At 42.4% G+C, this 14,323-nt stretch carries 10 protein-coding genes, 1 tRNA gene and 1 pseudogene; 7 read left to right on the forward strand and 5 right to left on the reverse strand.

All coding sequences use genetic code 11. From position 1 onward, the window contains the following. Window positions 1-188 precede the first annotated feature (188 nt). Window positions 189-2,126 (reverse strand): DNA topoisomerase (ATP-hydrolyzing) subunit B, encoded by a 1,938-nt coding sequence (gyrB, locus tag Q0541_RS02120; RefSeq protein ID WP_298904881.1) that lies wholly within the window; start codon window positions 2,124-2,126, stop codon window positions 189-191. 182 nt (window positions 2,127-2,308) lie between these two features. On the opposite strand from gyrB, the gene miaA reads away from it, so the two are divergent. Further along, window positions 2,309-3,214: a tRNA (adenosine(37)-N6)-dimethylallyltransferase MiaA gene (miaA, locus tag Q0541_RS02125; RefSeq protein ID WP_298904995.1), complete on the forward strand. Its 906-nt coding sequence runs from the start codon at window positions 2,309-2,311 to the stop codon at window positions 3,212-3,214. Window positions 3,215-3,270: 56 nt separating this feature from the next. Here miaA and Q0541_RS02130 read toward each other — a convergent pair whose 3' ends face one another. The 3 genes from Q0541_RS02130 to Q0541_RS02140 form a co-directional block, all read right to left on the reverse strand. After that, on the reverse strand, window positions 3,271-3,978 hold the full coding sequence (locus Q0541_RS02130; RefSeq protein WP_298904884.1) for a Uma2 family endonuclease: 708 nt from the start codon (window positions 3,976-3,978) through the stop codon (window positions 3,271-3,273). A 271-nt stretch (window positions 3,979-4,249) separates the two neighbouring features. Next, window positions 4,250-4,477, reverse strand: a complete 228-nt coding sequence (locus tag Q0541_RS02135; protein WP_298904887.1) for a type II toxin-antitoxin system VapC family toxin — start codon at window positions 4,475-4,477, stop codon at window positions 4,250-4,252. After that, window positions 4,474-4,710 carry a DUF2281 domain-containing protein gene (locus Q0541_RS02140; RefSeq protein ID WP_298904890.1) on the reverse strand — a complete coding sequence of 79 codons (237 nt, stop codon included), beginning with the start codon at window positions 4,708-4,710 and terminating at the stop codon, window positions 4,474-4,476. Before Q0541_RS02140 ends, Q0541_RS02135 begins: the two co-directional genes overlap by 4 nt. A 286-nt stretch (window positions 4,711-4,996) precedes the next feature. Here Q0541_RS02140 and glcD point away from each other — a divergent pair, with 286 nt between their 5' ends. From glcD to Q0541_RS02170, 6 genes and pseudogenes are all read left to right on the forward strand, one after another. After that, on the forward strand, window positions 4,997-6,469 hold the full coding sequence (glcD, locus tag Q0541_RS02145) for a glycolate oxidase subunit GlcD (RefSeq protein WP_298904892.1): 1,473 nt from the start codon (window positions 4,997-4,999) through the stop codon (window positions 6,467-6,469). 475 nt (window positions 6,470-6,944) lie between these two features. Next, window positions 6,945-8,192 carry a glycoside hydrolase family 10 protein gene (locus tag Q0541_RS02150; RefSeq protein ID WP_298904895.1) on the forward strand — a complete coding sequence of 416 codons (1,248 nt, stop codon included), beginning with the start codon at window positions 6,945-6,947 and terminating at the stop codon, window positions 8,190-8,192. Continuing rightward, window positions 8,192-8,755 carry a hypothetical protein gene (locus tag Q0541_RS02155; protein WP_298904897.1) on the forward strand — a complete coding sequence of 188 codons (564 nt, stop codon included), beginning with the start codon at window positions 8,192-8,194 and terminating at the stop codon, window positions 8,753-8,755. Before Q0541_RS02150 ends, Q0541_RS02155 begins: the two co-directional genes overlap by 1 nt. Before the next feature lie 363 nt (window positions 8,756-9,118). Continuing rightward, a pseudogene (locus Q0541_RS02160) lies at window positions 9,119-11,363 on the forward strand (GAF domain-containing protein). 240 nt (window positions 11,364-11,603) lie between these two features. After that, window positions 11,604-11,675: transfer RNA gene (locus tag Q0541_RS02165), tRNA-Lys, on the forward strand. A gap of 380 nt (window positions 11,676-12,055) precedes the next feature. After that, window positions 12,056-13,591, forward strand: a complete 1,536-nt coding sequence (locus Q0541_RS02170; RefSeq protein WP_298904900.1) for an FAD-dependent oxidoreductase — start codon at window positions 12,056-12,058, stop codon at window positions 13,589-13,591. Window positions 13,592-13,621: 30 nt separating this feature from the next. On the opposite strand, the gene rppA is transcribed toward Q0541_RS02170, so the two are convergent. Beyond that, entirely contained in the window at window positions 13,622-14,305 is a 684-nt protein-coding gene (gene rppA / locus Q0541_RS02175) for a two-component system response regulator RppA (RefSeq protein WP_298904998.1), read from the reverse strand. Window positions 14,306-14,323: the final 18 nt, after the last annotated feature.

A 14,323-nucleotide genomic window follows, 5' to 3' on the forward strand; every position in this document is an offset into this window, starting at 1 on the left:
CTTAATCAATACTTGAAAGCCACAGATTCCCGACAACTTTTACGAAGTCGGGGATCTTGTTTTTTACGAATGATTTAGGACTGCTATAGATTAAATGGGATGTAGACACTATAAAAAAGGTAATGGGCGATACGTTTTTACCCATTACCAATGTCACAAATTATTGGAGTAGTGTTAGGGAATTGATATTAGATATCTAGATCGGTGAAGTTGAGCTTAGAACCATAAGTTTCGATGAATTCTCGTCTGGGTGCAACACGATCGCCCATTAAAATTGTGAAGATGCGATCAGCTTCTGCGGCATCCTCAATTTCGACTTGCTTCATTTTGCGAGTCTCTGGGTTCATGGTGGTGTCCCAGAGTTGTTGTGGCATCATTTCACCCAAACCTTTGAAGCGTTGGATGGTATAGTTAGCGTTAGCAGGGAATTTGGCGATTGCTTGATTTTTTTCGCGATCGCTATAGCAGTACTCATGATTACGTCCCCGTTCTACTTTATACAGTGGGGGACAAGCAATATAAATAAAGCCTTGTTCGATCAGCGATCGCTGATATCGATAGAAGAATGTTAACAACAAAGTCCGGATGTGCGCTCCATCTACGTCAGCGTCCGTCATGATCACTATGCGGTGATAGCGCAGTTGAGTGGAATCGAATTCATCACCTTTGACACCTAAACCAAGTGCTGTAATTAACGCTTGGACTTCGTTATTTTTATAGATTTTAGCATCGTCGGTTTTTTCAATGTTGAGAATTTTACCACGTAGAGGCAAGATAGCTTGAGTGCGGCGATCGCGCCCTTGTTTGGCACTCCCACCGGCTGAATCCCCTTCCACGATAAATATCTCAGATTCACTGGGGTCACGAGAACTGCAATCTGCCAATTTGCCAGGTAACGGCGAAGATTCCAGTACTGATTTGCGTCGAACTAATTCCCGCGCATGACGCGCTGCTTCTGCAGCTTTGAAAGCTTGGATAGCTTTATCTAAAATTGAGTCTGCGATCGCAGGATGAAATTCTAGGTATTCGGTGAGGACTTCTCCCACCAGAGAATCAACAATTCCTCTAACTTCGGTGTTACCGAGTTTAGTCTTGGTTTGTCCTTCAAATTCTGGGTCTGGGACTTTAACGGAAATAACCGCAGTTAGACCTTCGCGGACGTGTTCACCACTGAGGTTTGGTTCATTCTCTTTAATTTTATTGCGCTTGCGGGCGATCGCATTTAATGTCCGAGTCAGAACTGCTTTCAACCCTTCTAAGTGCGTACCACCATCAACGGTACGAATGTTGTTGGCAAAACCCAGCACATTATCCGTGTAAGCATCAGTACACCACTGCAAAGAAACTTCCACTTGTACATTGTTCCGTTCCCCCTGCACATAGATAATTTCTTCATGCAGCGGCTGCTTCTCACGGTTCATGTAAGCGATGTATTCTTTAATACCACCCTTGTAATTGTAGGATTCTACTTTCGGTGTATCGCTTTTTAGCAGTTCTAAACGATGGTCAGTAAAGGTAATTTTGACACCTGCATTCAGATACGCCAACTCCCGTAGGCGACCTGATAAAGTGATGTAATCAAACTCAATATTAATTGTAAAGATTTGGGTATCTGGCTTAAAGGTGACAGAAGTTCCGGTTCTAGCTTCTTTGTAAGGCTTGACTTGCAATTCTGTAACTGGGATACCGCGTTCATAGCGTTGAATATGAACCTTTTTATCTCGCCAAACCGTAACTTCTACAACCTCAGATAGGGCATTAACAACAGAAATACCAACCCCGTGCAATCCTCCAGAAACTTTGTAACCACCGCCGCCAAACTTACCACCAGCGTGCAGTACCGTCATCACGGTTTCCAAAGCCGATTTCCCCGTGCGCGAGTGAGTATCAATGGGAATACCGCGACCATCATCTGTTACAGTCACGGAACCATCAGCGTTGAGATCCACCTCTATATGGGTGCAATAACCCGCTAAAGCCTCATCGATTGAATTGTCCACCACCTCGTAAACTAAATGGTGGAGTCCTCGCGGCCCGGTAGTACCGATGTACATTCCTGGTCGTTTGCGGACGGCTTCCAGACCTTCCAGAACTTGAATCTGATCGGCACTGTAACTGCTCGTCATGTAAACTCTCCTGATGCGTGGGGTTGAACTCGCCAAAAGGCAAATGAAAGTCAAAACACTCCAAAATTGTAACACAAAAGCCTTGCTGGCGTCTGTAGGGCATTTTCAAGAGAAGTTTATACAGGGGTTGCACTGCCGTGGAAGAGGACGAGGATGAGCCGGATAAGGGAGATGAGGAAGAAATGACTAAATTAATTGTGATATGTGGGGCGACGGCAACGGGTAAGTCAGGTTTAGCTTTGGCTTTGGCAATGCGGTTGGGTTCTGTAATTCTCAGTGCCGATTCTCGTCAAGTTTACCGTGAGTTTGATATTGGTACGGCTAAAGCAACTGTGGTTCAACAAAAATTAGTGCCGCACTATCTAATAGATATCTGCGATCCAACAGAGATGATGACAGTAGCAGACTACCAGGGGCAAACACAAGCTTTAATTGCTTCTGTTGATGTTACACCACTTTTACTAGTTGGTGGTACTGGTTTATATATACGCTCTATTGTCCAAGGGATGAGAATTCCTAGAGTCGCACCGCAAATAGAATTGCGATCGCAACTTGAATCTCTCGGTCAGCCTCAACTCTACGCAATGTTACAACAAGTTGACCCTGTTGCAGCACAAAAAATTCATGCTCATGATTCAGTGCGAACTTTAAGGGGATTAGAGGTATATTATGTTACTGGATATCCAATTTCAGAACAACAAGGGGAGAATCCACCAAATTATCCAATTTTGCAAATAGGTTTGGATTGCGATGTTGAAAAGTTGAGAAATCGGATTAAACAGCGTACCGAGCAAATGATAGCAGATGGTTTGGTCGCTGAAGTGGAGTATCTTTGTCAAAAATATGGCGCTGATTTGTCTTTGTTGAATACTTTGGGTTATCAAGAAATTAAGCAATATTTGGCTGGGGATATTTCTTTCGATGAAGCGAAAGAATTAACAATTTTGCATACACGGCAATTTGCCAAGCGACAACGCACTTGGTTTCGAGCATATCCGCAAATTGAATGGTTTGATGCAGATGATCCTGATTTATTAGAAAAGGTTTGGCATCGGATAAATGAGTTTATAAGTTGCACAAATTCCTAATAATTTTTTGCTCATGTAAAGACGTAAAAAAACTTTGCGTCTTTACAGCGAGTCTTCTAGAGAGTGTCGGGATCTACGCCCATAGCCCGTAGCCTATCTGCTAGTAATTGGATGCGTTGTTCTGCTTGTTCGGCACGTTGTCGTTCCTGTTCAGCGCGTTCATCCCCAGTCAGCAAAACAGTACCATCTTGGTAGCACCAGCGTAACCAAGTATCTTGTCTATCTTCAAATGTACTTTCCCACAAAGTTACGCCTAAACCAACTTGTTCTAACCAATTTTCTGAAGTTTCAAAGTAGCGCCTTCCCCTAAGTTCATAAACGCGTAGTACTTGTTCTCCTAATTGCTGATTCGGATCATATACGATGTAGTAACTTGCCCGCATATGTTCATAAATTTGCAGCTTTTTGCCCAGTTCATCACCTTCTTTGTTAGAGACAATTTCGAGGACAACTTCTGGTGGTTTGCCAAAACGCCAAACCATATAACAACGATTTTGTTTCTCCCACCAATTTTCAGGTACTTGGACATCTAAGCTGAGAAATATATCAGGTACAATTGCAGGTTGTCCGTCTGTATGGTAGATGCCGACATTTGCTGCTGCTAAAAAAGTCTGCTGCTGTAGAGAACTATAAAGAGATCCAACCAAGAGGCGTTGTTGTTTTTCCGAAGCAAAATTGTCCACAGGTGTATCATCTTCAGTCACTAGCTGGTTGGCATCTGGCACATAGTAATCATCATTATTGATTAGAACTTGCTGAACCATGACTTTATGCAGTATTTGAGAGCGTTATTTCTAGGTTAGTTGATTGGGGATGGGAAGGTGCACTGACTCAATATTTTATACTGAAAAATTGTGAGGAGTAGTCATCAATGGAATCTTTTTCAGAACTTGTGAACTTAAGCAAGCAATAACAGTGTGTCACCCCAGACACCATTGGCTTACAGAACTTCATGCTAGCTAAAGATGAGTGCGAACGCCTACCATCCAACCATCTAAATTATTGCTAAAGATGCGTGCGATTGATTTAGGATTGCTATAGTTGTAGATTATTCACTCGCTGTTGAGTTTCGATTAAATTAAGAAGCGACGAGCTTAAATTTAGCTTACCAAGCTGAGATTTTATTTGTAATTCCCAGACACTAGCCATGCTAACTACCCAAAAATTGTTAGTATCAATTAATAAATTTCTAACTCTGTGGGATAGTTTCTCTGGGTTTCCTGCTGACCAAATAATTACGTGAGTGTCTAATAACAGTTTCATCCCTCACTTTCACCTAACCACAATTCATCAAGTAAAGGTTCATTAAAATCATCACTTATCCAAATCTTACCTTGGTTTAAACCTAGTACACGTTTCTGGGGTGGTTGTTGGGGTTGAGGATATTTTTGTGCTAGAAATTCCACAAAATCTAGCACCTGTTGTTGCTGTTCTGGTGCTAGGGTTTGCAGCTTTGCAATTAATTTTGAGGTGGAATCTAAAACTTGGTAAGTCATTTCACCCTCTCCTGTTAAATATCTGACTTTATGTTACTTTAACCCCATAATTAACTTAATATCGGATTTTAGGATGATTCAACGCACTTGTTAAGAGACATCGCATCTTCCGTACTCAAATCAGGCGATCGCACTTACTTTACATCAAATGCGTAGACGCAAAGCGGCTGGTCATCAAACATCGCTTTTTACTCACTCTTAGCTGCTATTTTTGCAACAATAGTAATTAAAGCGTCCCCAAAAAGCCTGCAATACGCCATACATCTACCTTGAACTTTAAAAAACTATGCTTACCCAAGATAAAAAACAACTCAACTGGAAACCCATTATCAAAGCATTCGAGGCTGTCCTTGGTAAAAATGGTGTTGTCCAACGCCGCGAAGAACTCATTACCTATGAATGTGATGGTTTAACTGGCTATCGCCAACGTCCGGCTGTGGTGGTGTTACCCAGAACTACAGAACAAGTTGCCCAAGTGGTGAAGATATGCAATCAATATTCTATCCCCTTCATCGCCCGCGGTTCTGGCACTGGTCTATCTGGGGGCGCTTTACCAGCGAAGGATTCTATTTTAATTGTCACTTCTTTAATGCGGCAAATCCTCAGCATTGATTTGGAAAACCAACGGGCGATTGTTCAACCAGGGGTGATTAATAGTTGGGTAACACAAGCTGTTAGTGGTGCTGGTTTTTACTACGCTCCTGATCCATCTAGTCAAATTATCTGCTCTATTGGGGGTAACATTGCCGAAAATTCTGGTGGCGTCCATTGTCTCAAGTATGGAGTCACCACTAACCACGTTTTAGGATTAAAAATTGTCACGCCAGAAGGGGAAATTATTGATTTAGGCGGACAAATTCCAGAAATGCCTGGTTATGATTTAACAGGTGTGTTTGTTGGTTCTGAAGGCACTTTAGGAATTGCCACAGAAATTACTTTGCGAATTCTCAAAAGTGCAGAATCAATTTGTGTGTTGCTGGCAGATTTTACTAGCATTGAAGCTGCTGGAGCAACTGTTTCTGACATCATCAGTGCTGGAATTATTCCTGGTGGCATGGAAATGATGGATAACTTCAGCATCAATGCAGTTGAAGATGTTGTAGCAACTAATTGTTATCCCCGCGATGCTACTGCTATTTTACTAATAGAAATTGACGGTTTAGAAGTGGAAGTTGCAGGGAATAAGCAGCGAGTTACCGAAATTTGTAAAAAGAATGGGGCGCGTAATGTCACTTCTGCTACTGACCCAGAAACCCGATTGAAATTATGGAAAGGACGCAAAGCAGCTTTTGCTGCGGCTGGCCATTTAAGTCCAGATTATTATGTACAAGACGGTGTAATTCCTCGGACTCAGTTACCTTATGTTCTACATGAGATTAAGACATTAAGTGAACAATATGGTTATCGAGTTGCTAATGTATTTCATGCTGGCGATGGCAATCTTCATCCGCTAATTCTTTATGATAATTCTGTACCTGGAGCATTGGAGCAAGTAGAAGAAATGGGGGGAAAAATTCTCAAACTTTGTGTCCAAGTCGGTGGTAGTATTTCTGGTGAGCATGGCATCGGTGAAGAGAAAAAGTGCTATATGCCACAGATGTTTAGCCAAGTTGATTTAGAAACTATGCAATGGGTGCGGCAAGTTTTTAATCCTAAAGGGTTAGCAAATCCTGAAAAGATATTTCCTACACCACGAACTTGTGGTGAAGCAGCAAATGCATCGGCACTTAAGCAATTTGAAGGTGTGGAAAGATTTTAATTTTCTGCAAAGGTGCATTCGTAGTTACTCTCGTTCCCTGGCAGAGCCAGGGAATGCACTTATAGGAGGCTCTGCCTCAAGTTAGTATAGGGGGTGGAGCCTCATTACCTGCATTCCCAGCTAGAGACTGGGAACGAGGGTTTGAGGCGTGCGCCTAACGTGGGTAAACCACGCACAGCATGGTCTGTTGTAAGTAGATAGACGTAATTAAATGTAAGATAAAACTTTTGTTCGTAGTGAGCGATTTATCGCTTGGTATAAGGTTTTAAGGGGCTAGAGCCGCTGACTACGAGCTTTAATTTAATTAAGCCCTTCTACTTATTTCACAGAATTAAAAATAGCGAGAATAGTCTGCTAAGGCACATTTATTAATTTACATCATGGCGTAAAATCATCATTTGTTTACATCATCCGGAGGATTACAAGTTTATTTTGTAGTTATATATATTCCGATCGCACTAGGTCACACTTATAAATGAATCGGGTTGTTCGCCGTTATATTTCTTACTTACTGTGTTTGGGATTAGTAGTCACTTTAACAGTTTTTTCACTCTCTTCAGTCTCTTCACTCCCAGTCTATTACCAAAAAACAAGTCCTTTAACTACAGAAGTTCGCGGCGTTTGGCTCACTAATGTTGCTAGTGGTGTACTATTTGTACCTTGGGGTATTAACCGTGCTCTAAATCAATTATCGGCTCTCAACTTTAACACAATTTATCCTGTAGTTTGGAACCGAGGACATACTTTTTATAAAAGTGCTGTAGCTCAAATGACTACAGGCTCAGATACTCAACCTTTGCTCAACTTCATGCACGCTGGACAGGATGTTTTAACAAAGATAGTCACACTTGCTAAAAATAAAAATTTGAGAGTCATCCCCTGGTTTGAATACGGGTTTATGACGCCCCATTATTCACAATTAGCAAGGCGTTATCCCGACTGGTTGACAATTGGGCAACAAGGTATAAAGTCTACCCAAGATGCCCCACCGGAAGAACTTGACAATGTTTTGGTAAGTAAGTTGGCTTGGTTGAATCCCTTACATCCACAAGTACAAGAGTTTATCCAAGGGCTAATTTTGGAAGTAGTTAGAGATTACAATGTGGATGGTATTCAGCTTGATGACCACTTTGGAATGCCAGTACAGTTTGGTTACGATCGCTTCACAATTGAACTCTACCAACAAGAGCATCAAGGCAAAAATCCCCCAACTGATCCTTTTAACTCAGAATGGATGCGTTGGCGAGCAGACAAAATTACTGATTTTATGGCAGAAATCTATCAAGCTGTGAAGGCAGTTAAGCCCAAAGTCAGAATATCTCTGTCTCCCAACTATCAAGCTTTTGCCTACAAATACTATTTGCAAGATTGGGAAAATTGGGTAAAAAAAGGCTTAGTTGATGAGCTAATTTTGCAGGTTTATCGAAATGACAAAAACTCTTTTATCGCTCAACTAGAACAACCATCTGTGAAATTGGCTCAAAGTCTAATTCCTGTAGAAATTGGTATATCAACAGGAACGGTGCGTAATCCTGTGAAAATCGCACAAGTTAGAGAACAGGTTCAAGCAGTGCGCGATCGCAATTTTGATGGTATCTCTTTTTTCTACTGGGAGAGTCTGTGGGGTTACATCGTACCGGAATCACCCCAACAGCGACGCAAAGCTTTTTTTGATATGTTTAATGCTAAAACTGTCAAACCATTAAAAATAAAGAAAGTTTGATGCCATTCGCGCCAGAAAATACTAGATTTAGCTTTACATTGCTGTGGACTTTCGCTACTTTTGGTGGTTTTTTATTAAGTTTACTCTTAATTGAAGTCGGCGAAAAACCAGATATTGGAGTGGTAGAAGCAGCTATCGGCGGATTTGCAATCGCACTTCCTCAAGGTTGTCTTCTGAAAGAACCTGTATTTTGTATCAGGTGGATTTTGTCAAGTCTTTTGGGTTGGAGTATCATCACCGCTATCGGTATTGGTGCGGTGGGTTGGATAGTACCTAGCACTCAGATTTTCCCTGTGAGAATCCTGTCTGGGGTGATTTATGGGGCACTTGGCGGCTTGGGGATTGGATTGGCACAATGGTTGGCAATTCCCCAGCCTATGGCGTGGCGATGGATATTTGTCTCTTCGGCAAGTTGGGCTGTTGCTGTCCCAGTGGGTTCTGCTGTGGGGATGATCTTGCGCCGCTTGACGCAGTTATTCTTCGGCGAAGTCATAGGATTAGCTATCACTTGGTTGTTGGTTGGTATCCTCACAGGAATGAATGCTCACAAATTGCGAACGTGAGTTCCCATTTCCCTACTTCTTTCCTCAGATATATTAAACAAAAACTTATTAAGAAATATAAAAATAATTGATGTATACTGATATTTACACTTAGATATATGCAAGAATCCTAAGAAACTGTAAAAAATTAATTTCAGTAAGTTTGCCCCAACCTGCAAATGTATTTTCGCCTTCAAAAAGCAGGATTTGTTAAGCTGACTCCTATTAGCTTTCCTAGATTTCTGACAAGAAGTAGAGAAAGATCCAAATTTCGATGAGCAACAGCTGACAATACTTTGCTGTAGGCGCTAAAGTGCATCTACTACAAGCGTAACGATAAGAGAGCGCCTAGAAGAGTCAGTAATACCAGAAAGGGACTCTCGCATGAATATAAATCCAGCGGAATCAACTATAAAGTTGACAAAATTATCACCTCCTCAGATTCTCTTCGGCACCGAAGTAGATGATAAAAGTAGTAGTGAGCAGTTTCTACTAAGCATGTACGATTCTGTGCAGGCATCAATATTTGTAGTAGATGTTCTAGAGGATGGAGATTTTCGGTATGTGGCACTTAATCCCACTCATGAGCCGGTGGATAGGCATTCGCTCAGATGAGCTTCGAGGCAAAAAACCAGAGGATATTCTCTCCCCCATCGATGCTGCTAAGGTGCGTCAGCATTACGCCGAGTGTGTGCACTTCGGTCAAACTATTTCTTACGAACAATGTTTGCAATTCCAGGGGGTTCCTACTTGGTGGAGTACGACTCTCACCCCACTAAGGAATGCTAATAGGATTTATCGACTGATTGGTACTAGTAGCAAGATCACCCCCGTTAAGCAAGCAGAAGCAGTCGGACTGCAAGTTGAACGGGAGCGATTGTTAGAAGCGATCGCTGGACGAATTCACCAATCTGTAGAATTAGAGACAATTCTGCATCAGACAACAATTGAACTGTGGCAGTTTTTGAATTGCGATCGCGTGCTAATTTATCGCTTCGAGGCTGATGGAAGTGGGGTAATCATTGCCGAATCAACTGTGGCTGCGAGTGATCCACTGTTGCGAAAAATGATCACCGATCCCTGCTTGGGTGGCAAACATCGAGAAGACCACAAGCAAGATTGCATTCAAGTTGTCGAGGATATTTATGTAGCCGGGTTGCATCCTTGCCATATAGATTTCCTGGCATCTTTGCAGATCAGAGCCAATTTAGTCGTGCCGATTTTCAAAGAGCAAGATATGTGGGGGCTGTTGATTGCCCAGCATTGCCACCAATCGCGTCAATGGCAGCAAACAGAAACTGACTTACTCAAGCAGTTGGCAACTCAAATCGGCATTGCTGCTAAACAGGCAGAACTTCATCAGCAGATCAAGGATCTCGAAGCAAAGTTAGAGTTGCAAAAACAGAAGCACATAAATCAGTTGCAACAGGTGCGAAACTTTGAAGCCTTGGTGCGACGCATGACAGAACAAATCCGCGACAGTCTGGATCAACCTCAGGTGTTGCAGACAGTGACTCAGGAATTAGCAGAGTTACTGAACCTTGCTCGTTGCCAAATCGAACTCTATAGCACCTGCCAAACCCTGGTAACTATTACTTACGAGTACACCACTAAGCTACCCCAATCTCAAGGATTGACCAGACAGATTGCAGATCGGCTTGAAGTTTATCAGCCGCTGTTGCAAAAACAACCATTACAATTTTTGGAAATTGTGCCGGGATGGCAACCAAACGTATTGGTTATGTCCCAGATGGCTTGTCCAATTTTCGATCCTCAAGGGATTTTGGGAAATATTTGGTTGACAAGACCAACACAAGAGGGCTTTGATAAATTTGAAATCGAGCTAGTGCAGCAGGTAGCAAATGAATGTGCGATCGCGATTCGTCAAGCCCAGCTTTACGAAAAAAACCAGGCACAAGTAAAAGAACTAGAAAAACGCGATCGGCTCAAAAACCAATTTCTCAGAAACCTATCCCAAGAACTGCGGACACCAATAACTAGCATCAGCCTTGCAGTCCAAACCCTCGAAAGTGTCCTCACACCAGAAGAAATATCAGATATAGAAATAGTTCCACAACTCTTGCAGATTCTGCATAACGAGTGTGCGCGAGAAAGCAAGTTAATTAACGATCTACTCACACTCACATATCTCGAAGCTGAACCTGAACCCCCAACTTTGATTGCCATTGACTTACAAAGCTGGCTTCACCCCATTGTCGAGTCTTTTCGAGACCTCACCAACTGCCAGGGGCAACAGTTAAACCTGAGTATTGATCATCCACTGCCGCCTTTAGAGACAGATATCACAGATATGGAGAGGATTATTACCGAACTACTCAACCATGTCTGCAAATATACCCCAGCAGGTGAATTTGTCACAGTTTCTGCTCACCTGATAACGGATGCAGTAGAGCTTAATATTAGCAATTCAGGACTAGAGCTTACCAGCAATGAACTGTCACGGATTTTTGAGCCTTTCTATCACCTTTCCAAACATGATCCTTGGAAACATAGCGGCACTGGACTGGAATTGGCATTAGTGCAAAAAATGGTCAGACATTTAGGCGGCTCAATTTATGTAGAGAGTGGAGCCGGTCAAACCACCTTCACCATCAAATTCCCCCTTTAAACCGCGTCCACCTTGAAAACTGTAGTTCTTTCCCTATGAACAGAAAAAACCCTCATCCCCCAGCCGCTTCTGGCAATATTGGGAAAGGGGGAGCCAAAAATAAGTCCCTCTCCCTACTTGGGAGAGGGATTTAGGGTGAGGGCAAAAACTACAGTTCTCAACATAGATGAGGTTTAATTCGTTTTTTGAGCGTACCAACTAGCTAAATTATCAGAAGTCTGCTATAATAGTTATTCGTGCGGGTGACTAGCTCAACGGTAGAGCAGTAGACTCTTAATCTATTGGTTGCGGGTTCAAATCCCTCGTCACCCACTTTTTAAGTATTTTCAAAGCTTGTTAATCAATAATTCAGATGGGAATCTGGTGTAGTGCCACTCCTAGAAGTATCTGACTTTTACCGGATGTGGAAAAGTCTAAAGGTATGGGGTATAGAGTTGCAGGTTCGTTGTCAGAGTTTGGCAGTTACCAACACCCTACGCCTTAAGCTTGACGTTTGCGTAGCGTGCCATAGGCAAGGCTTACCATATTTGGAGCAGCTACATGAGCAGCCAAAATTCCTATGAGAGGAATACTGCTCATAACTGTCGCTTTAGACTGATTAACTCATTAGTATATTATTGACATAATTTGCATCATAATATTGAATTCCTCTTTGCAGAAATTCTTTCAAAATTTACTTAAATTAAAAAAGAATGGAAATCAAACAAATTTGTGTGATTGGGGCTGGAATCAGTGGTCTAGTAACAACTAAAACTTTTATCGAAGAAGGCTACGACGTTACTGTATTTGAGAAACAAAAAGGACTTGGTGGTGTTTGGGAAAAATCTCGAAGTTACCCAGGATTAACAACCCAGAATACAGGCGACACATATAGCTTTTCTGACTATCCTATGCCTGCATCCTACCCAGAGTGGCCGACAGCAGAGGATATGCGGAATTATCTAAATTCATACGCCCAGAATTTTGGAGTTCTTGAGAGGATTCGCTTCCAAACAGAAGTTACCAATGTTTCTCGAAAAACTGGAGAACGGCCAGGATGGGTAGTTACCATCAGAGTGAAGGAAGGTAATGGGGATGGGACAAAAGAGGAAAAGCACGAATTTGACTTTGTGCTAGTGTGCAATGGAATATTTAGTTTCCCTAATTTACCTTCTTTACCAGGTAGGGAGGAGTTCGCAGCATCTGGAGGACAAGTACTCCATTCTACCGAGTTTAACGATGCTTCAATCATTGAGGGTAAGCGGGTAGTTGTAGTGGGTTTTGGTAAATCTGCCTGCGACATTGCGACTTCGGCGGCGAACATAGCCAAAGAATCCACCCTTGTCTTCCGTCAACCCCTGTGGAAGATTCCGAGATTTTTTTTGGGTTTAGTAAACCTGAAGTATATTTTATTAACCCGCTTTGCAGAAGCTTGGTTCCCCTACCGTCAGATGGGACGGCTTGAAAGAGTGCTGCACACTCTGGGTAAGCCACTAGTGTGGGCTTTCTGGCGGAGTAACGAGATGTTGCTACGCCTGCAATTTGGGCTTGATAGTTGCGGAATGTTGCCCGAACATCCGATGAATCAGGCTAACTGTCAAATTACCATAGCTCCTCCAGATTTCTTCAAGTACGTACACTCTGGTAAAATTCAAGCAATTAAAACGAGCATCGCCAAGTTTATCCCTGATGGCGTAGAATTAACCAATGGTCAGCAGTTGCAGGCAGATATAGTAATTTTTGGTACAGGATTTCGCCAAGAACTTCCCTTTCTCGAAGAAAAATATCGCCGACAGATAATTGATGAAGATGGTAATTTTAGCCTTTACCGTTATTTGATTCACCCTAATATTCCACAAATGGGTTTTGTTGGCTATAACACCAGCTTCTACAGTCAGTTAACATCAGAAGTTGCTGCTTGGTGGCTGCTAGAGTATGTCAAAGGCAACTTGTTATTGCCTTCGCCGTCAGTAATGTATCAAGAAATGGCAGCAGATATGGATTGGATGAAAACTCAATACCATAGTGTTGTAGCGAGAGGGACATGCATCTTTTCGTTTACCTTGCGTTACACTGAGCAACTCATGGAAGATATGGGTGCAAATAATCAGCTTGGTGTCTGGAAGGAGATTTCACAGATTATGATGCCTGTGGATTCATCCCTCTACAATAAACTTCGACAGGAATTAAAGTCGCAAAGACTGAAAAATATCAATGATTCTCCTAACCAATTAACCGAATCATTGTGAGTTAAAAGCAAGTGGCTAAACTGACTCCACTCAAGAAGCACCGAAACGATAGCCTTTGCCGTAGACTGTGTGAATCAGCGCAGTTTCTCTACCTACCTCAATCTTACGGCGCAGCAAACGAATTAATGCCGCGATCGCATTACTACTGGGTTGTTCTTCCTCTGTCCACAAATTTTGCATAATCTGGGCATGAATTATTAGTTGTCCAGTGTGTTCCATAAAATATTGCAGCAGGCGGCTTTCTTTTTGCGATAGCTCAATTATTCGTCCTTGGCGATAGGCTAGTTGATTTTCAGAATCGAGTTCTAAATCAGCTACAGTTAGGTGTCCAGTGGTGGTTTCATAGGTTTGGGAACCGGAACGACGCAATAAAGCACGGACTCTGGCTAGTAACTCCCGCAGTTCAAAAGGTTTAACTAAATAGTCATCAGCACCAGCATCTAAACCCTGTACGCGGTCATCTAGAGTATCTTTGGCTGTGAGAAACAGCACGGGAGTGGTTTTGCCTTGGCGTCGCAATTCTTGACAAATCTCTAACCCCGTTTTTCCTGGCAGCATCCAATCTAAAATTAGTAGGTCATAACTGGCTACTTGTGCATGTTCGCTGCCACTTGTGCCATCGTAAGCGGCATCCACAATGTAACCCTCGCGAGTTAACAAGCGACTCAAGGGTTGAGTTAGTTCAACTTCATCATCAACTAATAAAATTCTCATGCTGCTTGTGGTAAGCAT

The organism is uncultured Nostoc sp. (assembly GCF_937863485.1).
Taxonomy (GTDB): Bacteria; Cyanobacteriota; Cyanobacteriia; order Cyanobacteriales; family Nostocaceae; genus Nostoc.

Excerpts from the sequence above, each read along its gene's own strand:
- Q0541_RS02140 (WP_298904890.1), bottom strand. The coding sequence starts at position 4,710 with ATGACTTACCAAGTTTTAGATTCCACCTCAAAATTAATTGCAAAGCTG.
- Q0541_RS02130 (WP_298904884.1), bottom strand. The coding sequence starts at position 3,978 with ATGGTTCAGCAAGTTCTAATCAATAATGATGATTACTATGTGCCAGAT.
- rppA (WP_298904998.1), bottom strand. The coding sequence starts at position 14,305 with ATGAGAATTTTATTAGTTGATGATGAAGTTGAACTAACTCAACCCTTG.
- Q0541_RS02135 (WP_298904887.1), bottom strand. The coding sequence starts at position 4,477 with ATGAAACTGTTATTAGACACTCACGTAATTATTTGGTCAGCAGGAAAC.
- miaA (WP_298904995.1), top strand. The coding sequence starts at position 2,309 with ATGACTAAATTAATTGTGATATGTGGGGCGACGGCAACGGGTAAGTCA.
- gyrB (WP_298904881.1), bottom strand. The coding sequence starts at position 2,126 with ATGACGAGCAGTTACAGTGCCGATCAGATTCAAGTTCTGGAAGGTCTG.
- Q0541_RS02155 (WP_298904897.1), top strand. The coding sequence starts at position 8,192 with ATGCCATTCGCGCCAGAAAATACTAGATTTAGCTTTACATTGCTGTGG.
- glcD (WP_298904892.1), top strand. The coding sequence starts at position 4,997 with ATGCTTACCCAAGATAAAAAACAACTCAACTGGAAACCCATTATCAAA.
- Q0541_RS02170 (WP_298904900.1), top strand. The coding sequence starts at position 12,056 with ATGGAAATCAAACAAATTTGTGTGATTGGGGCTGGAATCAGTGGTCTA.
- Q0541_RS02150 (WP_298904895.1), top strand. The coding sequence starts at position 6,945 with ATGAATCGGGTTGTTCGCCGTTATATTTCTTACTTACTGTGTTTGGGA.